Annotated in this window: 29 protein-coding genes; 26 read left to right on the plus strand and 3 right to left on the minus strand. The window is 41.0% G+C overall.

From position 1 onward, the window contains the following. Positions 1-236 precede the first annotated feature (236 nt). From GSY63_RS00605 to GSY63_RS00720, 24 genes are all read left to right on the plus strand, one after another. Complete coding sequence (locus GSY63_RS00605; protein ID WP_166583888.1) at positions 237-566, plus strand: helix-turn-helix domain-containing protein; 330 nt, start codon at positions 237-239, stop codon at positions 564-566. Then, positions 563-883 carry a hypothetical protein gene (locus GSY63_RS00610; RefSeq protein ID WP_166583889.1) on the plus strand — a complete coding sequence of 107 codons (321 nt, stop codon included), beginning with the start codon at positions 563-565 and terminating at the stop codon, positions 881-883. The genes GSY63_RS00605 and GSY63_RS00610 overlap by 4 nt, the downstream gene beginning before the upstream one ends. Before the next feature lie 422 nt (positions 884-1305). Further along, a complete protein-coding gene (locus tag GSY63_RS00615; protein ID WP_166583890.1) occupies positions 1306-1911 on the plus strand; it encodes a ParA family protein in 606 nt (201 codons plus the stop codon). A gap of 69 nt (positions 1912-1980) precedes the next feature. Beyond that, complete coding sequence (locus GSY63_RS00620; RefSeq protein ID WP_166583891.1) at positions 1981-2241, plus strand: hypothetical protein; 261 nt, start codon at positions 1981-1983, stop codon at positions 2239-2241. Between the two features lie 176 nt (positions 2242-2417). Further along, positions 2418-2840 carry a MobC family plasmid mobilization relaxosome protein gene (locus GSY63_RS00625; RefSeq protein ID WP_166583892.1) on the plus strand — a complete coding sequence of 141 codons (423 nt, stop codon included), beginning with the start codon at positions 2418-2420 and terminating at the stop codon, positions 2838-2840. Continuing rightward, positions 2795-4051, plus strand: a complete 1257-nt coding sequence (locus GSY63_RS00630; RefSeq protein ID WP_166583893.1) for a relaxase/mobilization nuclease domain-containing protein — start codon at positions 2795-2797, stop codon at positions 4049-4051. The genes GSY63_RS00625 and GSY63_RS00630 overlap by 46 nt, the downstream gene beginning before the upstream one ends. Before the next feature lie 11 nt (positions 4052-4062). Continuing rightward, positions 4063-6000: a conjugal transfer protein MobC gene (gene mobC, locus GSY63_RS00635; protein WP_166583894.1), complete on the plus strand. Its 1938-nt coding sequence runs from the start codon at positions 4063-4065 to the stop codon at positions 5998-6000. 97 nt (positions 6001-6097) lie between these two features. Next, entirely contained in the window at positions 6098-6331 is a 234-nt protein-coding gene (locus GSY63_RS00640) for a helix-turn-helix domain-containing protein (protein WP_166583895.1), read from the plus strand. Between the two features lie 139 nt (positions 6332-6470). Next, positions 6471-7340 (plus strand): RteC domain-containing protein, encoded by an 870-nt coding sequence (locus GSY63_RS00645; RefSeq protein ID WP_166583896.1) that lies wholly within the window; start codon positions 6471-6473, stop codon positions 7338-7340. A 150-nt stretch (positions 7341-7490) separates the two neighbouring features. Further along, on the plus strand, positions 7491-8021 hold the full coding sequence (locus GSY63_RS00650; RefSeq protein WP_166583897.1) for a hypothetical protein: 531 nt from the start codon (positions 7491-7493) through the stop codon (positions 8019-8021). 33 nt (positions 8022-8054) lie between these two features. Continuing rightward, positions 8055-8393, plus strand: coding sequence for a DUF4134 domain-containing protein (locus GSY63_RS00655; RefSeq protein WP_166583898.1), 339 nt, complete (start codon positions 8055-8057; stop codon positions 8391-8393). Between the two features lie 10 nt (positions 8394-8403). Then, on the plus strand, positions 8404-8718 hold the full coding sequence (locus tag GSY63_RS00660; protein ID WP_166583899.1) for a DUF4133 domain-containing protein: 315 nt from the start codon (positions 8404-8406) through the stop codon (positions 8716-8718). 2 nt (positions 8719-8720) lie between these two features. Continuing rightward, positions 8721-11210, plus strand: coding sequence for a TraG family conjugative transposon ATPase (locus tag GSY63_RS00665; RefSeq protein WP_166583900.1), 2490 nt, complete (start codon positions 8721-8723; stop codon positions 11208-11210). Between the two features lie 16 nt (positions 11211-11226). Next, entirely contained in the window at positions 11227-11604 is a 378-nt protein-coding gene (locus GSY63_RS00670) for a hypothetical protein (RefSeq protein ID WP_157526468.1), read from the plus strand. Between the two features lie 57 nt (positions 11605-11661). Then, positions 11662-12345 carry a conjugal transfer protein TraI gene (locus GSY63_RS00675; protein WP_157526467.1) on the plus strand — a complete coding sequence of 228 codons (684 nt, stop codon included), beginning with the start codon at positions 11662-11664 and terminating at the stop codon, positions 12343-12345. Then, positions 12332-13024, plus strand: coding sequence for a hypothetical protein (locus GSY63_RS00680; protein WP_157526466.1), 693 nt, complete (start codon positions 12332-12334; stop codon positions 13022-13024). Before GSY63_RS00675 ends, GSY63_RS00680 begins: the two co-directional genes overlap by 14 nt. 11 nt (positions 13025-13035) lie before the next feature. After that, positions 13036-13683: a TerB family tellurite resistance protein gene (locus tag GSY63_RS00685; RefSeq protein WP_157526465.1), complete on the plus strand. Its 648-nt coding sequence runs from the start codon at positions 13036-13038 to the stop codon at positions 13681-13683. A gap of 10 nt (positions 13684-13693) precedes the next feature. After that, positions 13694-14911, plus strand: a complete 1218-nt coding sequence (gene traJ, locus GSY63_RS00690; RefSeq protein WP_157526464.1) for a conjugative transposon protein TraJ — start codon at positions 13694-13696, stop codon at positions 14909-14911. Between the two features lie 24 nt (positions 14912-14935). Further along, the gene (traK, locus tag GSY63_RS00695) at positions 14936-15550 is read left to right on the plus strand and encodes a conjugative transposon protein TraK (RefSeq protein ID WP_157526463.1); all 615 of its coding nucleotides are present in this window, start codon (positions 14936-14938) and stop codon (positions 15548-15550) included. A gap of 5 nt (positions 15551-15555) precedes the next feature. Beyond that, entirely contained in the window at positions 15556-15885 is a 330-nt protein-coding gene (locus tag GSY63_RS00700; protein WP_166583901.1) for a hypothetical protein, read from the plus strand. 3 nt (positions 15886-15888) lie between these two features. Then, positions 15889-17160: a conjugative transposon protein TraM gene (gene traM, locus GSY63_RS00705; protein WP_157526461.1), complete on the plus strand. Its 1272-nt coding sequence runs from the start codon at positions 15889-15891 to the stop codon at positions 17158-17160. 11 nt (positions 17161-17171) lie between these two features. Next, positions 17172-18005: a DUF4138 domain-containing protein gene (locus tag GSY63_RS00710; RefSeq protein WP_166583902.1), complete on the plus strand. Its 834-nt coding sequence runs from the start codon at positions 17172-17174 to the stop codon at positions 18003-18005. 29 nt (positions 18006-18034) lie between these two features. Beyond that, positions 18035-18805, plus strand: coding sequence for a hypothetical protein (locus GSY63_RS00715; protein WP_157526459.1), 771 nt, complete (start codon positions 18035-18037; stop codon positions 18803-18805). Between the two features lie 61 nt (positions 18806-18866). Next, entirely contained in the window at positions 18867-19352 is a 486-nt protein-coding gene (locus tag GSY63_RS00720; protein ID WP_166583903.1) for a hypothetical protein, read from the plus strand. Here the strand turns inward: GSY63_RS00720 and GSY63_RS00725 are convergent. Together GSY63_RS00725 and GSY63_RS00730 are read right to left on the minus strand one after the other, a co-directional pair. After that, a complete protein-coding gene (locus tag GSY63_RS00725) occupies positions 19339-19605 on the minus strand; it encodes a hypothetical protein (protein ID WP_166583904.1) in 267 nt (88 codons plus the stop codon). The two genes, GSY63_RS00720 and GSY63_RS00725, sit on opposite strands and share 14 nt — an antisense overlap. Before the next feature lie 7 nt (positions 19606-19612). Then, positions 19613-20032 (minus strand): helix-turn-helix transcriptional regulator, encoded by a 420-nt coding sequence (locus GSY63_RS00730; RefSeq protein ID WP_157526456.1) that lies wholly within the window; start codon positions 20030-20032, stop codon positions 19613-19615. A gap of 179 nt (positions 20033-20211) precedes the next feature. Here GSY63_RS00730 and GSY63_RS00735 point away from each other — a divergent pair, with 179 nt between their 5' ends. Both GSY63_RS00735 and GSY63_RS00740 read left to right on the plus strand, forming a co-directional pair. After that, positions 20212-21666, plus strand: a complete 1455-nt coding sequence (locus GSY63_RS00735) for a HEPN domain-containing protein (protein ID WP_157526454.1) — start codon at positions 20212-20214, stop codon at positions 21664-21666. Positions 21667-21897: 231 nt separating this feature from the next. Then, entirely contained in the window at positions 21898-22554 is a 657-nt protein-coding gene (locus tag GSY63_RS00740) for a hypothetical protein (protein WP_157526452.1), read from the plus strand. Between the two features lie 300 nt (positions 22555-22854). Here the strand turns inward: GSY63_RS00740 and GSY63_RS00745 are convergent, their stop codons facing one another. Further along, positions 22855-23574: a hypothetical protein gene (locus GSY63_RS00745; RefSeq protein WP_157526450.1), complete on the minus strand. Its 720-nt coding sequence runs from the start codon at positions 23572-23574 to the stop codon at positions 22855-22857. Positions 23575-23902: the final 328 nt, after the last annotated feature.

Below are 23902 nucleotides of genomic sequence, written 5' to 3' on the forward strand. Positions count from 1 at the left end.
AAACGGATATACAGAGAGCCAGTAAGGTCAGATCAACAAAGGGTTTGCTTATTCATGTTTTTGGTAAAATTGCTGCCGCTTTTATTTATCTTGTCTTTTAACCCTTGATTCGCATTATAATATTAATCTGATCTAAGGTTGATGTTTAATGCATTAAAAAAAACACCTACCTCGTACATGAGGTGTGAAAAAATTATTTTGCCCTTCCTCACATTTGCTGTGCTAAATTTTAAGCTATGGCAAATTATAATGAAACTCCAAATGACTTTCCAAAAGTTCACCGTGATCAGTTGATCACCGTGCAGGACTTGATCGATTTTAAGCAACAGCTGATTGTTGACATTAAAAAGCTATTAAAAGAACAGACCGGCCATCCGGGACACCAATGGCTGAAAGCATTCGAGATAAAGAAGATGCTGCGCCTTTCTGAAAGCAAGCTCCAATACCTTCGAGACAAAGGCCTGATCCCTTTTAAAAAGTTAGGTGGTATTACTTATTACAACCTGGAGGATATCCAGGCGCTGATGAACTCCGGTAAGTTGAACGATCAAATGAAAATGGCATGAAGCGTAAAGCAAAACGCGTAGTTCCGAACGTCCATAAATCACCCAGGAAAAGCGTAAAGATAGCACCTCGAAATGATGACGGATTGGGCACTTCTGTGCCTCCATCATTGGCCACTATTGAAATTTATTTTGACCAAAAGGGAATGTTGGAGGTTGCAGGTGATTTTTATGAAGAACATGAGCTAAGGGCCTGGAAAACTTCAACAGGTTACCCTGTTAAAAACTGGAAGGTCTGTGCAGCTGAATGGATCTTTAATTACCGGCAGGACATCAAACGAAAATTCAGGATATCTCCATTTTACAGCGAATCGTCATGAGTAACTAATTAATATTCTGATGACAATTTGGCGGTTCGTGGGTCGCCTGTGAATTCGTTTGCCGAAACCTTCGGATTTATTCAATAGTCCTAAACGAAGTATTTGTCACCATCAATCTAAAGCTATCAAACAAGAAAGTTTTTGTGAACTATTGGATTTTTAGGGCAATCGTACAAGGAGCTCATACGAACGGGACGAAACAAAACAAATGACTGCTTTCGGTACATAATTATAGATTTCGGTATTTACAGCAATATGTATTTATGCAATTATGCAACTATAGAAAAGTGTAATTATTGAAATACAAAATTACAGATATATGCAATTACAGATGTCTGCAATTAGAGAATTATGTATCTGAAGATTTACAGCATTATGCAATTACAGCATGATGTATTTATTAAAATATAGAATTACATAACATGGGAAAGATCATCACCGTAGCCCACCAAAAAGGGGGCGTTGGAAAAAGTACACTGGCTATGAATTTAGCAGTGTGTTTTCAGGATCAATTAAAGGTTGCTTTGGTTGATACGGATTTGCAAGGCAGCCTCTTTCAGATCAAAGAGGAATTGCCCAACCTCGCAGTGCTATGTAACGACGAATTGCAGGAGATCAAACAATTAGACTATGATCTGATTATCGTCGATACGCCCCCTTACCTGTCGAACAAGCTGCCGGAATTATTTAGCCTGTCGGACTTCATATTAATACCGACTAAGGCAGGATTTTTCGATGTGATGGCTATCCGTTCAACTATCGCATTGTTAAAGGATGCACAGGTAAAGAAGCCGGATACACGGGCCGGTATTGTCATGAATATGATCAAGCCGCGCTCTGGTATTACCAAGGAAGTGAGCGGCCTTTTAGAAAGCATGGAAACCCCTGTTTTGGACACGATGATATATGACCGGGTGAGCATTGCAAGGTCATCAATTACCGCAGGGGTTTTGCAAGGGAACGATAGCAAAGCGATAACGGAAATTACAGCTTTAGCGGAAGAGATCGTAAACCGCATCAGTGCATAATTACATAAATACAGATTTATGTAGTCGCCAAATCTCTGATTCATTCAGGTACTTAAAGAAAAATTCACAATGACAGATATTAAAGATAAACTGGGCGGGTTGGCGGACAAACTTAAAAAGGAAACGCCAAAAACGCCGATTCAGGAAGTGCAGCCGGTCAGGCAAACTGCTGCCGTAAAGGAAGAAGAGGCGCAGTTAAACGTATGGATTCCAAAGGCGCTGTTAAAGCGTGTGAAAACCTATGGGGTAGAATATGATGCTTCGTTAAAGGATATCAGTATTGATGCCTTAAAGTTCTTCTTAGATGCCAAATTGAAGAAGTCAACTTGATGCAGGTCTTAACGGAATACAGGCAGATTGAAGAAGTCTTAAAGGAGGAGATTGCCTCTTAACAGCAATCAGCAAGATAAACGTTTGTCGGACAAACGGATCTTGCCCCTGCCTTCCAAAGTCAGTCGGGGGATGTGTAAAAATCCTCCAGGGTCGGATTTTTAAAGATTACAGTAATGGAAAATCAAGAAGAAAACAGGGAACGCAAAGTAACCACACGCTTCAAACCCAATGAATTTAAAGTGCTTGATACCCGGTTTAAGAAAACCAGGTTTTTAAAAATGAGCGAGTATATCAGATGTGTACTGCTTGAAAAACCAGTCACAGTAAACTACCGTGATAAGTCGATGGATGAAATGCTGGAAGAATTGGCTCTACTCCGAAAGGAGTTAAACGCAATTGGCAATAATCTTAACCAGGCGGTTCGCCAAATCAATAGTGCCCACGGAAATGCGGATAACCGGTTATGGTTAAATCTGCTTTCCATTATCGGCAGCAAGGTTGATCCGGCAATCGGACAGATCAAAGAACGTATGCAAAGTTTCTCAGAATTATGGTCGCAAAAATTAAAACCGGGAGAAGTATCAGCGGGGCAATAAATTACAATGAGCACAAAGTAAGGCTGGGGAAAGGAGAGCTAATTCTGGCACAAGGCTACCTGAAAGAACCGGCTGACTTAACGTTCACTGATAAGCTGCAAAGGTTGACCGATCTGACTAATCGGAATGAGCGGACGCTCGTCAATACGCTGCATGTATCGCTGAATTTTGCGGTGAGCGAACACCTCGAAAAAGACCTGCTTCAGCAGATCGCCGATGATTACATGGATGGTTTAGGTTTCGGCAAACAGCCCTATTTGGTCTATCAGCATCACGACGCAGGGCACCCTCATTTGCATATAGTCACTACTAATATCGAGCCGGACGGAAAACGGATCAGCTTTCATTTACTCGCCAACACGGCATCGGAAAACGCCAGAAAACAAGTTGAATTAAATTATAATTTGGTGAAGGCAGAAGACCAGGGCAAGCAGCAAAACATCATCAGTAAGCCCTTGGAAATGGTGGACTATGGTAAGTCAGAACTTAAAAGATCAATGACTAATGTAGTTAACGAAGTGGTTAGGGCCTATAAATTTACGAGCATACCTGAACTAAATGCGGTATTAAATCAATACAATATCACCGCTGATCGTGGGTCAAAAGATTCAAGAATGTATGAAAAAAACGGCTTGGTTTATTGGGTGTTGGATGGAAAAGGCAACAGACTTGGGGTACCGATTAAGGCCAGCAGCATCTACGGCAAGCCGACTTTAAAGAACCTTGAGTATCGTTTTCGGCTAAATGAGGTGCTTCGCAAACCCCTGAAAGAGCGTCTAAAGACGGTACTTGACAAAGCATTATTAACGCCGGTTTCAAAAACTGCGTTTCAAAAGAAGTTAAAAGAGGATGGTATCCAGGTCATTTTCCGGCAGAATGAAGAAGGCCGTTTGTACGGGATAACCTTCGTTGATCACCAATCGAAAGCGGTGTTTAACGGCAGCGATTTAGGTAAAACTTACAGCGCAGCTTCGCTGATGAACTGGTTCCGAAATGATGAAACAAGCCTTAGCGAAACCGTTTCGGCAAGAGAAACCAACAGTAGAAATAGGACTGATTTTGCTGACAAATTTTCAGGCTCAAACCCAACAGGTGGTGATAGCGATTCACTGCTCAACATATTATTCAAAGAAGAACAACAGGATATTGCCGCACTCGGCAGACTGCAACAAAATAAGCGTAAGAAGAAAAGAAAAGGTCACTCACTTTAGAATATACCATCATGCAAACAGGTGAAAACGAACAAGCCCTTAGAAAGATCATTGACTTTACCCGGCTTTTAAGCATTGCTATTTTAATAGTCCATTTTTATTTAAGCTGTTACCCGGCTTTTCAGATCGTAGGGTTAACCAAACCTTTTGTAAATCATATTTTATTACCGCTATCAAAAATGGTAGTTTTTGCCAAAGTGCTTTATGCTAAGCTTGCGGCAATCGTGCTATTAATGACCTCCCTTGTAGGCAGCAAGGGAAAAAAAGATGAATCCATTAAAGACAGCAGGATAATGATTTATTGCCTAACAGGCTTGATCTTGTATTTCATTAGTTCGCTATTCCTCACCCTGCGTTATCCGGCAACGACTATAGCATTATTGTACATAGGCGTTACTGCTATTGGTTATATGCTCCTGTTATCTGGTGTGAGCTTGCTATTCAGGATGCTTAAATTAAACTTAGGTAAGGATATCTTTAATAAAGAAAACGAATCGTTTCCACAGGAAGAGCGGCTATTAGAAAATGAATACTCAATTAACTTACCGGCAGTTTATAATCTGAAAGGTAAGAGCCGCAATAGCTGGATCAATATTATTAACCCTTTCAGAGGTACGCTGATCGGCGGCAGCCCAGGCGCTGGTAAGTCTTATTTTGTTATCCGTCACATCATCACCCAGCATATTCAAAAGGGATTTACCATGTTAGTTTATGATTTTAAGTATGATGATCTAACAAAGATCGTCTACAATGCGCTGCTCAAATACGGCCACTTATATAAAGTGAAGCCTACGCAATACGTCATTAATTTGGAGAATATTATGCACCGGGCTAATCCCTTAGAACCGCATACAATGATCGATATTACTGACGCGATAGATTCAAGCCGGACGATCATGCTTGGCCTCAACCGCGAGTGGATAAAGAAACAAGGCGATTTTTTCGTTGAATCTCCGATCAACTTTATTACCGCGATCATGTGGTTTTTAAAGAAATATGAAGACGGGCGCTATTGCACATTGCCGCATGTGATTGAGTTGGCTCAGGTAGACTATAAAGATCTTTTTGAGGTATTACTTCAGGAACCCGAAATTGAAGTACTGATTAACCCATTTGTGTCTGCCTGGCAAAATGAAGCTTATGAGCAGTTGGAAGGACAGGTAGCAAGTGCCAAGATCAGCCTGGCCCGTTTGTCATCACCACAGTTATACTATGTTTTGAGCGGCAATGATTTTTCATTGGATATCAATAATCCCGATGAACCTAAAATCGTGTGTTTGGCCAACAACCCGCAAAAATCACAGGTTTACGGAGCGGTATTATCTTTATACATCAACAGGATAAACAAGCTGGTTAACCGAAAAAATCAGCAAAAGTGTAGTATGATCTTTGATGAGTTCCCTACCATTTATTTCAATGGCATTGACAATCTCATCGCTACCGCCCGTTCCAACAAAGTTGCCGTTACCTTAGCCGTTCAGGATTACAGCCAGCTTAAAAAAGATTACGGGCGTGAGCAGGCAGAAGTTATTTTAAATATTGTCGGTAATGTTGTTTTCGGACAGGTAACGGGAGATACAGCCAAGCAATTATCCGAACGCTTTGGTAAGATCAATCAGGAAAAGGAAAGTGTTTCCATCAATAGCCAGGATACTTCTATTAGCAGATCAACCCAATTGGACTATGCGATACCCGCATCAAAAATATCGGGCCTATCTTCCGGTGAGTTTGTGGGAATGGTCGCAGATGATCCCGACAATAAGATCGAGTTAAAGACATTCCACAATGCGATTCAGAACGATCACAGTGCCATACGCGAAGAAGAAGCCGCTTATCAGCCTATCCCTAAAGTGCGTGATGTTGACCAGGCAGAAGTTTTAATGGCCTACCATCAAATCAAGGAGGATATTAAATTATTGGTTGATAGCGTATTAAGTAATCTATGTTGAATGCGGAAATAATTTTGCTTAATATTTATAAGTAAGAAATAATACAACGTATCCGTTGTACTGATTTCAATCGCTTTATTTTTCTTTTATACTTCCGATGAATAAGGAAGTATTATTAAGAGACCTGGGTGAAAAAATCCGCATTGTCCGCAAGGATAAGGGTATCACTCAGGTACAACTTGCCCACTCCATCGGAAAAGACCAGCAATCAATTCAGCGCTTAGAAACTGGAAATATCAACCCCTCTTATATTTACCTTCAGGAAATAGCAGAAGGCTTAAATATAAGCTTGTTAGACCTCCTAAGCCAGGAATTGCCTGCAAAAGCCTGATTAAAGAAACTTTCTTGGTTATTTAAATTATTACAGACGTAGTAAAGCTTCGCTGTACATATTTTAATTCGTCCAATTAATCTTAAGCTCATTGAAAGATACTGACTAATTACTTACCGATCTAAACCTTACTATTACGATGAGAACATTTGCAGAGCGCTTCTATAGTGCTTTAGAGAATCAGTTAAATGAAGTTTCCATTAACGGCGATTCCTTAGCCGATCAGTACAAAACCTCCATTATGCTTTGCAAAAAAGCAATGGCCAAATTAAAGAACTACATATCCAGCTACGCCTTCGAAAACAAGGAAGATGAAATTTATTTCTTTAAAGTGCTAAAGCCAAAGTTTTACAGCAAATACATTTTCTTTATCAATGTATACAACTTCATCATGCAGAAACCGACCGGCGGTGACGAGATCGTGAAGGAATACATAAACTACGAATTGACCGACCTGAAGAGGTTTTTCGACCACAATCATTCTTTTTATCAATATTACCGTTCAGGATCTACACAAATGGATGAAATCTATTTTACACGGGGCGGTTTTGACGTCCACGTTGAATTAGAAGATTTTGAGGAAGATGAGGTTTATTCAACCAGCCACGATTATAAGTTATCAAAGATCATTGCTAACGAAAAATACCAGGATTTTTTAAACCTGGAATTACAGAAGCTTATTGAACATAACGAGGAACCAACTCCAATGGCCCTTGAATTACCGTTAACCTGGACATTCAACAAGACCGATCTGATTGAATTGATCTATGCCCTTGTTGCTTTAGGCGTTTTTAATAACGGCAATACGGAAATCAAAACGGTAGTGAGTTTTTTTCAAACGGTTTTTCACGTCGACCTGGGGCAGTATTACCATAAGTACACCGACATTACCAGAAGAAAGAAAGATCGTACCGCTTTCTTGGATAAATTGAAACTTGCTCTATTGCGTAGAATTGAAGATAAATTAGATGAAGACGGATCTTTTCAGCAAAAGATCAAATTTGGCTAATCTGTAACTTTCAGTCTTCCAGTTTATTAACAAGATTAAAATAAAAAAAACACCTACCTTATACATGAGGTGTGAAAAAAAAATTTGCACTACTCCAACCTTTGCTTTCAGAATCGCCGCATGGTGCGGTGAGGATTAAAGCAAAGCAATATGTTGTCCTCTATTTCCTGGCAGCACTATCTCGCCGCCATCGTCATCATTACTGTATCCTATTACCTGTATATAGTGCTCAGGTATTACCAAAAGGAAATAGCTAATCTGTTTAATCGTAAGCCACAGACCGCGAATATTTTTTCCGCAGTTCAAGCTCCCGCTTATTCTGTTATGGGCCAGGCCAAACCGGATAATGGCGTAACAATTGGCGAAACACAAAACTTACCCTTTACAGACGTTCTGCCGGACGATCCTATTGAAGCCGTTACCAAGTCAACTGATTTGGTCAGCAATCAAAATGACCCTTCATCAGAATTAGTATCAGAAGCGGGAAACCTGATTGAAGCCTATAAGGACGTTGACAATAAACAGGAGTTTATTACACTCATAGGAATTTTAGTCGGCTCTTATAAACGGTTTCAGGAGCAAATAGACCTTCCGGCAGCACTTAGCCGTGTAGTGGAAATTTCCAAAGACAAATTAAAATTCACAGTTGCTTTATCAGACTTTCAAAACACCTGGGCGTAGGCAACATATCCCTTAACATCAAATTCAAATATTATGAAATCTCAAAAAACACACTTCAGCTCTGCGGTCGTAAACTTTCTCAGGCACACTTTGGCTACCATCACGTTGTTGATCATCAGCCTAAGCCTTTACGCACAGGATGGTAATTCAGGCATTACCGCTGCTACCACCCAGGTTAAAAGTTATTTCACTACTGGAACCAGCTTAATGTATGCTATAGGTGCCATAGTCGGGCTGGTAGGCGCTATCAAAGTATTTAAGAAGTGGAATGACGGTGAACACGATACCGGCAAAGTCGCTTCAAGCTGGTTTGGCAGCTGTATCTTTTTAGTAGTAGTTGCTACCGTATTGAAATCATTTTTCGGGGTATAAAATTCATATCATGGCATTATATCAAATCAACAAGGGCATTAACAAGCCTATCGAGTTTAAAGGATTGAAAGCACAATACATCGGCTACCTGGCAGTTGGATTGGTGTTGTTGCTGGTTGGGTTTGCTGTTATGTATATCGTTGGGGTTCCGGTAATATCATGTATTATCATTATCTCCGTATTAGGCAGCGGACTGTTTTATCAGGTATTCAAACTAAGCCATAAATATGGCGAGCATGGCTTGATGAAGAAAGCAGCCAAAAGGTATTTGCCAAACCATTTGAAGTTTACTACACGAAATGTCTTCTTAAAACTAAAGAAATAATCATGGCATCACATAGCAAAGCAGAACAGGTATTCCCTGTCTATAAGGTGGAGCACAACTGCATGGTGTCCGCAAACGGCGATCTTACCATTGGTTATAAGGTAAACCTGCCGGAGATCTTTACTTTGTCAAACGACGAATATTTGGCCTTTCACGAAGTAATTATAAAAGCGTTAAAACTGCTGCCTAAAAACACTGTGTTTCATAAGCAGGACTGGTTTTTGGGTGACAAGTACGAAGCGGTGTTTGCTAAGGAAGGCCATCAGCAGGTTAAAACCTTTCTTTCTCATTCCAGTGAACGCTATTTTCATGAGCGAGAGTTTTTGCATCATCACTGCCACATTTTTCTAACTAAAAAGCCGGATAAGTTTAAACAGTATTCGAGCGCGGTTAGCTCACTGATGCGTAAACGCATAGTGCCGGCACAAACAACCTGCGAGGAATTATTCAGGGATTTTCAGGATAGTGCAGGCCAATTTGTAAGGGTATTAGAGGATAGCGGTTTAATCTCCCTGTCGCAGCTAAACGATGATGAATTAGCAGGGACGTTAAATAATGCCGGAGTTTTAGAACAGTATTGCTTTTTGCTTAATCAAAACGAAGCGCCGGTATTAAAGGATATTCATATTCAGGACGAGATCAGAATCGGCGACAACCACTGCCAGCTTTATACTTTAAGCGATGCGGAAGACCTACCGCCTTTATGCGGGCCGAGGATCACCTATGATAAATACAGTACAGATAAAACGAAGTTCAGTACCGGCTTCGCCACGCCTATAGGCACATTACTAAAATGCAACCATCTGTATAACCAATATATCTTCATAGGTGATAGCCTGCAAACGATCAAAAAATTGGAAGCTAAGAAATTGCGCTTACAATCGCTTTCAGCTTATTCACGGGAAAACGCCATTGGCAGGGATGCCACCCACGATTTTTTGAACGAAGCGATCAGTCAACAGCGGTTACCGGTGAAAGCGCATTTCAATGTTCTAGCCTGGACTGATAACCCCGAGCTTTTAAAGGATCTTAAAAATAAGGTGAGTTCCTCACTGGCTCAAATGGATGCACAGCCGAAGCAGGAAACCGACGGAGCCGCTCAAATTTGGTGGGCAGGTTTGCCAGGCAATGAAGCTGCTTTTCCAATGAACGACACTTTTGATACGTTTGTTGAACAGGCAACCTGTTTCTTAAACTTGGAAACTAATTATCAGTCGAGTATTAGCCCATGTGGTATTCGCTTAGGTGACCGCTTATCCGGTAAGCCGGTGCATGTAGATATCAGCGATGACCCGATGACGAAGGGTATTACTACTAACCGCAACAAATTCATCTTAGGTCCATCGGGTAGCGGTAAATCGTTCTTTACTAATCACCTGTTGCGTAGTTACTTTGAACAAGGATCGCATGTGGTTTTAGTAGATGTTGGACATAGCTATCAGGGACTTTGTGAATTTGTCGGTGGTTACTATTTTACTTATACGGAAGACGAGCCGATCAGCTTTAATCCGTTTTACATCGCAGACGGTGACGTTTTGGATACAGAAAAAAGGGAAAGTATTAAAGCTATGATTTTGGCTTTGTGGAAGAAGGAAGATGAGGGCGTACAGCGGTCAGAATATGTGGCGATATCAGATGCTTTGTACCATTACTACGAGAAATTAAAACAAGAGCCCGAAATATTCCCCTGCTTTGACAGCTTCTATGAATTTCTTAATGGTGAATTTCATGAAACTATGAAGCAATCAAAAGTGAAGGATGAACGTTTTGATATAGATAACATGCTTTTTGTATTGAAACCATACTATAAAGGTGGTGAATACGCTTACCTCCTGAATGCTAAAGAAAACCTCGATCTTTTGCAAAGGCGGTTTATTGTCTTCGAGCTGGACAATATCAAAGACCATCCTATTTTATTCCCGGTAGTTACTTTAATAATCATGGAAACGTTTGTGTCCAAAATGCGCAAGCTTGGAAAAGATGTTCGCAAAATGATCTTGATTGAGGAAGCCTGGAAAGCCATTGCGCGTGAAGGGATGGCCGAGTATATTAAATACCTCTTTAAAACGGTACGTAAATATTTTGGTGAAGCATTGGTTGTCACCCAGGATATTGAAGATATTATCAGCTCGCCTGTGGTTAAACAAGCCATCATCAATAACAGCGACTGCAAGATCTTACTTGACCAGCGGAAGTATCAGAATGACTTTCCAAAAATTCAGCAGCTATTAGGGATTACCGATAAAGAAACGGCGCTTATTATGAGCATGAACCGGAATAATGACGAAAACTTGAAATATAAAGAAGTATTCATTAGTCTAAACGGCCAGCTTTCCAAAGTTTACCGCACGGAAGTAAGCCGCGAAGAATATTGGACTTACACAACCGAATCTTCGGAAAAAGCAAAAGTCCATGCTTACACTAAAAAATATGGAAGTGTTAAGCTTGCCATAGCCGCCATTGTCAGGGAAGAATTAGAAAAAGCAGCATAAACTAAAAACCATAATTATGAAAGCATTAATCATTTTGTTAGCAGTCGTCTTAGTATTTTCAATGGGCTGCAACAGTTCTAACAAGGGCAGTGAGGATATTGAAGGTACCTATGTGACACATTTTCAAAATGAGTATAATATCACTGACGATACTTTGATAGTTTCAGCGGTTAAATCTTCCGACAAAACGTATGATGTAGTAAGACAGACCGGATTTAATAAAATCAGAAATGGTAAGCCGCTACCAAAGGAATTTAAAAAGGTCCAATGGGTATCATCTTATAATACAGACAAGCAAGCTTTACAAGAAACTGATTTGGGCCGACAAATAAGTGTTTTACCAGACCGACATAAGTTGAAGCTTGGAGCATCTGAGTACACGAAAATAAAATAATCACTTCTATTTATTGGCGCTTAAATATTCGATCAAACGACCGGACAGGGAGGTTATATGAAAAAATTTAAAGTTATATACGTGTGTATTGTATTCATAATCATCAATTTGACTTGGGTGAATACCGTAAAGGCACAGTTCGTAATTGGCGAAGTAATAAAGCTTACGGTTACCAAAGTAATAAAGGCGATTGACCTGAAAGTACAGCGTATGCAGAATAAAACAATCTGGTTGCAAAACGCGCAAAAGGTCATTGAAAATCAAATGTCCAAAACGAGGTTAACAGAAATATCTGGTTGGACGGAGCAGCAAAGGCAATTATACAGTAGTTACTATACAGAATTAGGAAACATTAAAGCGACCATATCTAAATATCAGCGGATAAAGGATATTACTTTAAAACAAGCTGCCCTGGTCAGTGAATATAAAAAAGCCTGGGGCCTGTTTCGACAGGATAGTCACTTCAACCCCCAGGAAATCAATTACATGCAGCGTGTGTACACCGGCATATTAGATGCAAGTGTCAAAAACCTCGACGAGATCATGCTGGTCGTTAGCCCTGCTAAAACACAAATGACAGATGAGCAGCGCCTGGAATTGATTAACAAGGCCAGCGATCATTTAGACGAAAATTACAATGACTTGCACCAGTTCAATAACCAGGGCATTCAATTAAGCCTGCAACGCAGCAAAGATTTAAGCGATACCCAATCAATTAAAAAGCTTTATGGAATCAATTAATCAAATGAAGTTCCGGGCGGATCAGATCCGGCGCAAAAGCAAAAAGTTATTGGCGTTCACAGTAATGACATTAGCCGCTTCTGCACTGGCAACTACCGTTAGGGCACAAACCTTTGCTGAATGGTTCAGGCAAAAAAGCACACAAAAGAAATATCTGTTACAGCAGATAGCCGCTTTGCAGGTTTATGCCGCCTACTATAAAGTGGGCAACAATATCGCCCATAACGGCCTAAGCTCCATCACCGGCTATCTGCAATCCGAGAATGGTTTACACACCACCTATTATAATAACTTGACTAATGTCAGCCCTGTAGTTAAGAACAACAAACAGGTAAGCGATATACTGCAATGGCAAAAAGATATTTTAAAACGGATGACTTCGCTGGAAAAAACGGCCAACCTTAACGGCGGCGAGAAAAAGTACATCATCCAAGTTAAAACCGCTCTATTCAAAGATTGCGACCAGCAGATCACGGAACTACAAAACGTGGTGACGGATAGCAAACTAAAGATGAGTGACGAAGAACGGCTCAAGCATATCGGCGTTATACATACCGCTATGCAAAATAATTACCGCTTTGCTTCAGCCTTTGCCGACCAGGTAAAAGTTTATGCCGTGCACCGCGTACAAGAAAACAATAATGTGATTTCGGAAAAGAAGATTTACGGGGTCCAATAACATAAAGAAGTATGAAAAAGGATTTAAAGCATATGGTAGTTATACTCGTATTGTTCGTTTGCCTTGGTTCGGCAAAGCTTGCAAACGCCCAGGCACAGGAAATGCAGCAGCTAATTTTGGACATTGAAAAGCTTACTCAGCTTAAAGGCATTTTAAGTGATATGAAAACGGGCTACCAAATTTATCAGCAAGGTTATGGTAGTATTTCCCAGTTGTCAAAAGGAAATTTTGATTTGCACAGCGTTTACCTGAATGGGTTACTCTCGATAAACCCGACGGTGAAGGATTATGGCCGGGTTGCTGATATTATCACACAACAAGCCAGCCTGTTGAGCGAATACAAAAGTGCTTACAAGCAGTTTAAGCAAAGCGGCTTATTCAGTGCCAGCGAGTTGACGTACATGAGCAATGTATATGGTCAGCTGGTCAATCAAAGCCTTCAAAATCTCGACGATCTGACAAATGTCCTTACCGCAGGCAAGCTGCGTATGTCCGATGATGAAAGAATGCGGGCGATAGACCGGATCTACGCCAGTAGTTCTGATAAGTTACAATTTCTCCGGCATTTCAACCGGCAGGGCGTTTTACTGAATATCCAGCGCAGCAAGGACGCAGGCGACAACCGAACGATGAAACAGCTCTATGGTATAAATAACTAATCCCAATTTTATGAAAAAGAAGATTTATTTAACCGCAATTCTTGCGGTAACGGGGATAGCTTTTCCTTTATTTTCCAAAGCAGATGGGCTTGCAACTGATATACAGGGCCTGCAAGGCACCTTAAACGGCGTCTACAACGATATGCTGCCGATGTGCAGCCAACTAATCGGCGTTGGCAGAGCAATAGCCGGATTTGGTGCCTTATGGTATATCGGCAGCCGGGTTTGGCGGCAGATAGCCAGTGCAGAGCCGATAGACTTTTACCCGCTCATGCGGCCATTCGCTTTGGGTTTAGCTATCCTGTTATTTCCGACGGTCATCGCTATCATCAACGGTATCATGTCGCCTACTGTAAGCGCCACGGGTGGCATGGTGCAAAATTCAGATGCTGCCATTGCAGCATTACTGAAAGCAAAAGAAGCGGCAGTAGAAAAAACGGACACCTGGCAGATGTATGTTGGTGCTGATGGTGATGGCGACCGCGATAAATGGTATAAATACACGCATCCAGAAGATAAAGATGGAAGTGGTGAAGGAATGCTGGCCAGTGTGGGAAACGATGTGAAATTTGCCATGTCTAAAGCATCCTATAATTTCCGCAATTCGGTAAAGCAATGGATGTCTGAAGTGCTGCAGGTGTTATACGAAGCAGCGGCCTTGTGCATTAATACGATTCGCACATTCTACCTGATCATCCTTGCCATATTAGGGCCTATTGTTTTTGGCTTAGCCGTCTTCGATGGTTTTCAGCACACGTTAACCGTGTGGCTGGCTAAATATATTAATGTATTTCTATGGCTGCCGGTTGCCAATATTTTTGGTGCTATCATCGGTAAGGTGCAGGAAAATATGCTGAAACTTGATATTAGCCAGGTCCAAAATGCCGGTGATACTTTCTTTAGTTCAACCGATACAGCCTATCTCATTTTCTTAATTATTGGTATCATCGGTTATTTCACTGTTCCAAGCGTAGCTAATTATATCGTCAATGCAGGTGGAGGAAATGGATTGCTCCAAAAGGTCAATAGTATCGTGAGCAGTACCGGTCAGTCGGTTGTGGGTGCCGCTTCAGGAGGTAGCAATATGTCTGCGGATAGTTTCGGTAATCAGCGCTCAAATACCAGCCAAAGCATGGCGGCCAGCGCCGTATCAAAGCCTTATTTCCAGGATAAAGGCAGTAACCCAAATAATGGACGGGCGAGCAAGATCGATCCGCAGCAAGCCTAATTACTCACCTATAAATTCAAAATTATGTTTACTCATCTCAAAAATATTGAAACTGCTTTTAAGCACATCAAACTCTTCAGCTATTTCCTGATAGCAGCCTGCACCACCATATCCTGTTTCGCACTTTACAAAAGTTATCAGGCAGCAAATATTGCCGGCAGTCACATTTACATATTGGCAAACGGTAAGGCGCTGGAAGCTTTTGCAGCCGACCGGAAAGATAATATCCCTGTGGAAGCAAGGGATCATATCCGGATGTTCCACCATTATTTTTTCACGCTTGACCCCGATGAAAAGGTGATCGATGGCAATATCGGTAAAGCACTATACCTCGCTGATGAGAGTGCGAAAAATCAATACAATGATTTAAAGGAAAAGAGCTATTACAACAATCTGATTTCTGGTAATATCAGCCAGCAGGTTACAGTGGATAGCATCCAGCTGGATATTAATCAGTATCCCTATTACTTCAAATGCTTTGCGACGCAAAAGCTGATCCGCTCCACTTCAACCGCAAACCGAAGCCTGATCACCCAGGGATACTTGCGCAATGTAGCCAGGTCAGACAATAACCCGCATGGTTTCCTGATCCTGCATTGGGAAACCTTAGCGAACAGGGATACCACCATTCAACATTAAAAGCTATGAATTTATCAAACAGTAAAGCGTCAGCGCACTTGAGCGACAAGGTTGCAGCTTCGTTGGCAAAGAGAATTATCAATATCCAACTCTATTTTTCGGCCAGGCTTAATAAGTGGTTTAATGCTTATTCGTTACGGCAAAAGAAACAGATCGCGATTGCAATCGCGCTGCTAACGTCCATCATATTGATCAGCAGTTCGTTTTGCAGCTTTTATACTATTCCCAAATTAACACAAAACTATACCTCTGCCCATATCGGGCAGGCGTCAGAGTTTCCCGACCCCCATTTCATTAAACGTCAATTAACAGATTCATTAACTAAAAAAAAGTAAATCATGAATGCAGCATTAAACAGCGGCCAATTGCCGCAGCATACTCCTGAATTTTTGAAGGAGCGCAAATTTTTGGTCATCATGCCCCTGCTGATCATCCCATTTTTAACGATGGCTTTTTGGGCATTAGGCGGCGGTAAGCAGTCGGCATCTGCCTATGAAAATTCCAATGTCCAGGGGCTAAACGCCACACTTCCGCAGGCGCAGTTCAAAGATCAAAAAGCCCAGGACAAAATGGGAATTTACCAAACAGTTAAGACAGATTCCGCGAGTTCAGCCAATAGCGGTGTTAGTGAAAGTTTTGTTAAATCGATGGGACTGGATGCGGCTAAAGCCGGGCATTCTGATTCGGCTACCCAACGTTCGACCGCTAACCTTACAGGTGGCCCAACGGTAGCAGATGTAAACGAAGCAAAAATCCAGGCGAAGCTTGCCGCTATCAACCAGCAAATTAACCAGCCTGAACCCGCGAATTACGGCGGCGGCGCATCATCGCCCCAATCCGCCGCCGATGTGAAGCGCCTCGAATTGATGATGAAAGCAATGAATGGCAGTGGCGGCGGCAATGATCCTGAAATGAAGCAGCTAACTCAGATGCTGCAACAAATTAATGATATACAAAATCCAGGTAATGTAAATAGCAGGCTGCGCAATCAATCTATGAAAAATCACGGTCGTGTGTATGCGGTAATGGCAGCGAACAACGATGACGACGACAATACCCCAACTGAAAAAATGCAGGTGAACTACGCTTCTTACGACGGAGGCGGTAAAGCGAAAAAGCACCGTTCCGCTACAGCTGAAGCTGGAAACACCATCCAGGCAGTTGTGCATGAGGATCAAACGCTGGTTAGCGGCGCGGTGATCAAATTAAGGCTGTTGGATGGCATTTATGTGAACGGCAAAATGATTCCAAAGGGAAGTTTTGTCTATGGAACCTGCGCTTTAAACAATGAACGCCTGGATATCAAGATTGCCAGTATTCGCTATCTCAATAACATCCTGCCCGTAGCACTTACAGTTTATGATTTGGACGGTATGGAAGGGCTATATGTTCCAGGATCAATCGGCAGAGACGCTGCAAAGAACGGCGTTGGAGATGCGGTTCAATCTATGCAGCTGATGTCAATGGATCAGTCTGTTGGTACACAAGCCGCCAGTGCAGGTGTGGAAGCCGCAAAGGGCTTATTCAACCACAAGGTAAAACAGATCAAAGTCAAAGTAAAGGCCGGTTACGAAGTCCTTTTAAAGGATAGTAACGACCGGGATAATTAAATAAAAATGCCATGAAAAAATCGTTCATTATCTTCATTCTTGGTGCGTGGGGAACAGTTTCCTACGCGCAGGATACGGCTTATGTGAGCCGTGACAAAACCACAGCTTTATTCTTTAAGTCTGCGGTTAAAATTATCAGCAAATCAACTCCGGATTTCGATCTGACACAGAAAGAAGATGCGCTGATTACCATTAAAGCACGCAATACCGACTTTTCACCCACCCGCATCAACGTCCAGGATGTGAGCACGGCAAAAATTTATCACATCCCGGTAGAATATTCTTATGGACGGGCAGGAAGACGGATTGAAGTTGATGGCGCAGCTCCTATGACTGTTAGGGTGATTAAAAGTGCCGAATTTAATTACAACGCAGTCCTTTCACAATTAGCCGCAGGTAAGCGAAAAGATGTGGTAGATCACGAAAAAACGGGAGGCGTTAAAGCCTGGGTCGATGAACTATCGCTTGCCGGTAACCGGATTTTCTTTAGGCTGGATATTCGTAACAAATCCAACCTTCCCTACGAAATTGATTTTGTGCGGTTTTACATCAGGGACTTAAAAGCCGTCGCCAGGATGGCAACGCACGAACAGGAAATTGTACCCTTAATTACAACACTGCATAAAAAGACTTCCATTGGTCATAAACAGGAGATCGCGAAAGTTTTCGGTTTTCACCGTTTCTCGCTTTCAGAACACCAGGCGCTGAATGTTGAATTATACGAGCGGAACGGTAACCGTCACCTTTACCTCCAAATCAAACAAAAGGATCTGGACGATTTGAAAACAATAACGCCGGCAGTGCAGCAGCCGGTTAATGCAATAGCTGCAAATACAATTAATTAACCATTTTTTTCATTTTTAATCATTACGTTATGAATACTCAAAATGCTGAATTTCTAAAAAAAAGTCTCCTAAATCTGGGATTTGGAGACAAACTAAACGCTGAATTGGACAGGCAAATCGCCGCCAAAGCGCCCGAGTTTAAGTTAGGGCTGCAACACGAGTTTAACCAAAAAACGGTTGACTACACATTACACTTTAAGGCCGGTGATAACCAGGATATGTATTTCTTTAATAAATACGACGCGACGGTTAACCACAAGGATGATCCTGCCAAGAATTCAGATCAAACCTTTTTTATCAATAAAGGCAGCGGCATCACCGCCAAAGAAGCTTTTAATTTGATGGAGGGCCGCGCCGTTCACAAACAGCTTTACAATTTAGAAGGTCAAAAATACCAGGCCTGGTTAACCCTTGATGATAAGAACCTAACCGACAATGGCAACAAAAAGATCAAGCATTACCATGAAAATTATGGCTATGATGTAGAAAAGGTTATTGCGGGTAAGGGTATCAAAGAATTGGAAGACCCGAAAGCAAAGGAGGAACTTTTGTACTCTCTGAAAAAAGGCAACGCCCAGCAGGTGACCGTTAGCGGTGAAGAAGGCGATAAAAAGTATTTCATCGCAGCTAACCCGCAATTCAAAACCGTTGACCTTTTCGATCACCAAATGAAGAAAATAAAACGGGAGGAATTGCTACAGACCGAACAGAAGCCGGTTAGGAATTTGAAACAACGTGAGCAGCAAAAGGAGGATGCTCCTGCAAAAAAGCAGTCGCGTAAAAGCAAAATGAGTGTTTAACATGTTTAGGCAACAGGTCAACAATGACCTGTTGCTAATATTTATTTATTCAAACTTTACTATGAAAACATTGGATGAGGCACAAAATGTATTATTGAACGTATCAGACAAGCAATGGCTAAAACTGGTTGAAATGCTTACATATGGCGTGTTAGAACTGAATTCCCGCACCTTGGAAAAAGTAGAGATCAAGTACAGCGTCGGCCATTATCCGGCAATGCTTTTTCGATTAACGACCATTTTAAATGATTCAGCTGATGGTAACCTTTCACCGCAGGTATCTGGGTTTCGGTTTGCCTTCGACCAGGACATTGATGATGATGTATATATAGAACCCCTTAGTTCAGACGGCTTTTGGGAAGACTATCTGGATAAAGAAGGCATTACACATGTGTTTGCCAGTAACGAAGTTGGAATAAGAAAGCTTTATCGTTTTATTAACGATGAACTGCATTTGTGGGATGATGTGCTTTTCCCTGGTGTCGAAAAGCCTGTGGAAGATACTTGGCGAACGTTGCTTGAACTTAATCCGCTTACTGATCAATAAAATGCTTGGTATATAAGTTAATTATATCTCTCTTAAGCTCTAATGGAAGATCATAACCTTCTTTCCAAATCAACTTGCCTGTAGGCACATCCTCCGGACTGGCTTGTATAATGTCGCAGCCTTCTAACACGTCTTCAATAGCATGAATGTCAAGATATGGTTCATACCTGATTTCCATCGCTTTCAGTTCGGGATCTGCAACGAGACTGAACATTCTTTCTCTGTATGGCTTTGAATACTGCTCCGCTGTCATAATCTTATCAGTTGTTTTTGCTTTTAAGAATTTCTACTTTTTCACGTTCGCTTGCGAGAAGTTGCTCGTAAAGCTTTTTATTTTCTTCATAAACCTCGATCAGTTTGTCTATAGGATTAAAAGTGGGATTATAATTTACAGCATTTAACATAGACGTATCGTTAAATGTATTTGAGATAATGTTGACTGCTTTCTCCTCGTCGAAGTTTTTGATTGCTTCAACAGGTACTTTTAGTATTGCAGCTACCTGAGCGAGAATATCCTCTTCAATGAGCTCTTTCCCTTCCAGTAATGATACTCTTTTTTGGCTCCAATCGTCACCTAAGGCTAAAGCCAGTGCTTCTTGTTTCAAGCCAAGCATTTCTCTAAAACGCTTAACATTGCGTCCTTGGTGAATACTTTTTTGCGAATCGGTAGCTGTGCTCATGATAGAAATGGTTGTTTAAGCAAATGTATGAAAATTTGAAATCTGAAATTACTTGTTTCTACTGGCTTATACAAGGATAAATTATGCCTCACTTTTTCTTCGTTAGAAATGATAAGAATAGCATAGAAATACACCCGTGCCGTCCTTTGTAATGCCGTCAACAATGCCGGTCCAATATCATGGGCACTTATCTGGGTAATATCGCGCCGTGGGAGCAATATCCTAAACATCTTCGTTTCGAAGAAATCATGAATCCGTTAAAGGTAGTTATTGATTTTTTTAGCTCCGGATGGCCGAAGGATCATCGGGAAGATCTGAAAGAGTGGCGCTATTTTGTCCTGAATGATAAGGTTTTCAAGGATAGACATGGTTCCGGTCACATTTTATTCATATACGATCAAAACATGCAATTGATTGAGGCTTTGCATTTATTATTACTAAAATTTAAGGATAGGTGGCCGCGTTTGGAAGACGTAACAAAAGAACAGATCACACAAGAAAGTAATGATTGGGTCTATTTCCCAAAGAACTTATCACAAAGCGAGCTGGCTAACCCATATAAGGCTATAAAGAAATGCTTTAAAAAGATCAGCCCACAGGAATATCGCGATTATCTGCATGAATGGCTTCACACAGCGCTATATAACAATGCTGCTGACGAAACATTATCGGCAAGCGAGATCATCGACGTTTATGATAATATCCGTAAGCTCTATTCTGCGGCATGGCTCATTCATCAGCGTGAAACTAACGAAGCTATTACGCACAAATCTTGGGGGAAGAATAAAGATAAACAGTTGACCAATGCAGAAGACTTGACGCCTTTAAAAGACCTCAATCCAAAACTAAGCGAGGAACAAGAGGCGGTTGTTGATAAAATAAAGAACCTGATCATTGAAAGAATACCGGGTGTGAACTTGATCTACTTGATTGGTAAGAATGCAAAACCTTCCATTTACTATCTTTTGATATTAATAGACGATAGCGAAAAGGCGGTTGAACATGAAGTAGCTAACAAGATTGAAGATAACTGCCGTTTCCTGGGGACAGTATTTGCTATTGTTCATAAAAGATCTTCCACGAAGAAAGGATTAGATAATGATAAACGTTTCTGGCATAACACACTTTACAAAAGCATTAATTTGTATAAGGCACCGGAAGCAGAATTGTTGAACGCAAAAGCTATTGAGGATCACGTGTGGATTGAAAAAGCTCAAAAAGACTGGGATCGCTGGGGTCTACAAGGTAAAGAATTCATGAAAGGCGCGATCAGGTATATTGAAGATAACAATTGCACATTAGCGCTTTTTTCTTTACATCAAGCTACCGAGAGCTCGCTGATAGGAATCATCCATGGCATTACAGGCTACCGCCTTACTACACATAACCTTCCACGGATGATCAAAATAACGTTGCTATTTACAGACGAAATAAAGCGATCGCTGCAACTTAATACTACCGAAGGTTTACAGCTTTTCAATTTACTCCAATTGGGCTATTCTGAAACAAGGTATAAGAGTGACTTTGAACCGGATGAAGGTTCCGTAAAGCTACTAAAGGATAGAGTTGCCTTGGTAATGGATAAGATTGAACAAGTTTATCAGCAATTTATTAAATGCAAAACCAGTTCTTAATAATAGCCAAATAGTAGCAAGCGGCAAAGATTTTCTTATGCCGCCTTGCTTCCTTCCTTCCTTAATATCCGAGCACCGCTAAGCACCCAAAGTAGCAAGGCGGGCATATTTATGTCCGCCTGAGCTGCTGAGGTTAATTCGTTTGAGATATTGAACTCCCGCTAACATGCAAATTGCAAACGATTTTGACATAGAATTCACAGCTTCTAAAATTAATACCTGGTTTATAAAATGAAAACTTCTAAATATACGCCCTGGGAGCATGCCGTCGCCAATCTTGACTTTTACAAATTACTCCAATATCCGTTCGAGCCTATTACCGACTTTTTCGAATCAGCTACTCCCATCAGACATCTTCAGTATTTGCGAAATTGGAGATATTGCTCACTTACCGCTGATTATCAATTTCATCAGGATGAAGGTCCAGGTAAACTTGTTGGGATCTATTCCATGTATACCCGATTGCTAGAAATGCTTTACTTACTTACAGGCGAAAGATTGTATTACCGGAGTCTATATGGCACAGCAAAATTCGAGGGATTTACACCGGCACCAGATCTTGATGATGAAGAGCAATATTGGTTATGGTTTCCCGATAACCTCGACCGACAGTGGCTATTAACGCCTTATGATCTGTTAATGAAAATTTTCGACAAGCACCCGCTGCCATTACTGAAGTCGAACCTTTTGATAGTGCTTGAAATGGCCCTTTCCAAATATCAGATCTCAAAGCATCTTTCAAGCAGACAAATAAATAATTTATTTGATGTCCTGGAAAAAATATGCTCAATAGCTTGGCTGATCAATCAACGTGATGCTGATAATTGGTATACTAAAGACGGGCCGGCACCTGATGACGGTATTGACGAGGATATGGTTGTGCGATAGATGGTCTAAATTGTTCATTGAAACGCTGACAACCTTAAGATTAACCATGCTCTAATAAGAGGTAAGCGTCAATATTGAGGCGCTAAATGTTAATTCAAGTCAAGCAGAACTGGTTAAAAAAACCATTTTCTAATGGCTTGTATTTCTTTTTATTACAAATGGAAATTGGCAGCATGTCATCCTACAATTCCTTAAAATAAAAGGCGCTGACAATTACTTGTCAACGCCTCCATATCAGGTGTGTTCCTTAATTACTTTTTCTTAACGGTCGTGCTCGCAGTAGTTGTTGGACGAACCGTGTTAGGATTTACGCCTTCCCTTATCATTTGAGTTGGTGGAGGTGTTGGTTTTTTTACTTCTGCCATTGCAATGTGTTTTAATATTTAAACGTTCAACAGTGTCTTTATATTTTATGTTCAGGTTAACCGGTATGACCGAATCGATCTTAACCCTTTGAACCTTATCTTTCCCTTTATTGACCCCAAAATCAATGCCAAATGGAATGATTAACAAACTTAATGCAATTAAGGCATAAATCATATACTGGTGGCATTGAAATCGCTGGAAAATTTTAGACTTATTGTTTTTTTGATTGATCCCTGCACTCTTGATCAGTTCTTGCAGCAGATAGGCATCAAATTCTTTTTTTGCTTCAGCGATGCTACCGGCTAACGTGCTATTGGGCTGCGACTGATAAAAATTAACTAAACCTTGGTAGTAAGCGTCCAAAACATCTGTGTCATTCAGGTAAGCGTAATCATAACCGTTGTGGAAATCTGAAAACGCGCGTATCAGATGATATATTGATTTACCCAATAAACATATAGATACAACACTAATGACAATAAAGCTTATAGATAAGAACTTGTTGTCGCTGAAATCAAAATTTGTCGAGGCAAAGTACAAACCGGCCAACAATGCAGTGAGAATACCTATAGGAGTAGACAACGAGGTATTGATCTCGTTTTTACGGTCAAGCGTCTTGTCATATTGGTCCTTATAAAATGCTTCCTGCTCCATATCGCTGTGTTGGCGGTAATACAAATATAAATAATTATCAATTTAAGACCGATTTTAGTATCAGTCCCATGTCTAACATTAAGTACTCATTAAATTTCAGCAATATGTCTTTGCCATGCAAACCAACGTTCTACAGATAATAATTCAGTGCTATTTCAAATACCTGGCTGTCCCTCCGGCCAGGCTTTCCACTCTATCTTTTCCGGGAAAAGGATTAAACTCAGCCGTAGAGTCGCCTCTACGGCTGGTCTTCAGAACCGTGCATGAAAGTTTCCCTTCACACGGCTCCTCGTACGTTAATCATTTATATGAAGCAAGCTGTCTTTCC

This window comes from Mucilaginibacter agri (genome assembly GCF_009928685.1).
Classification (GTDB): Bacteria; Bacteroidota; Bacteroidia; order Sphingobacteriales; family Sphingobacteriaceae; genus Mucilaginibacter; species Mucilaginibacter agri.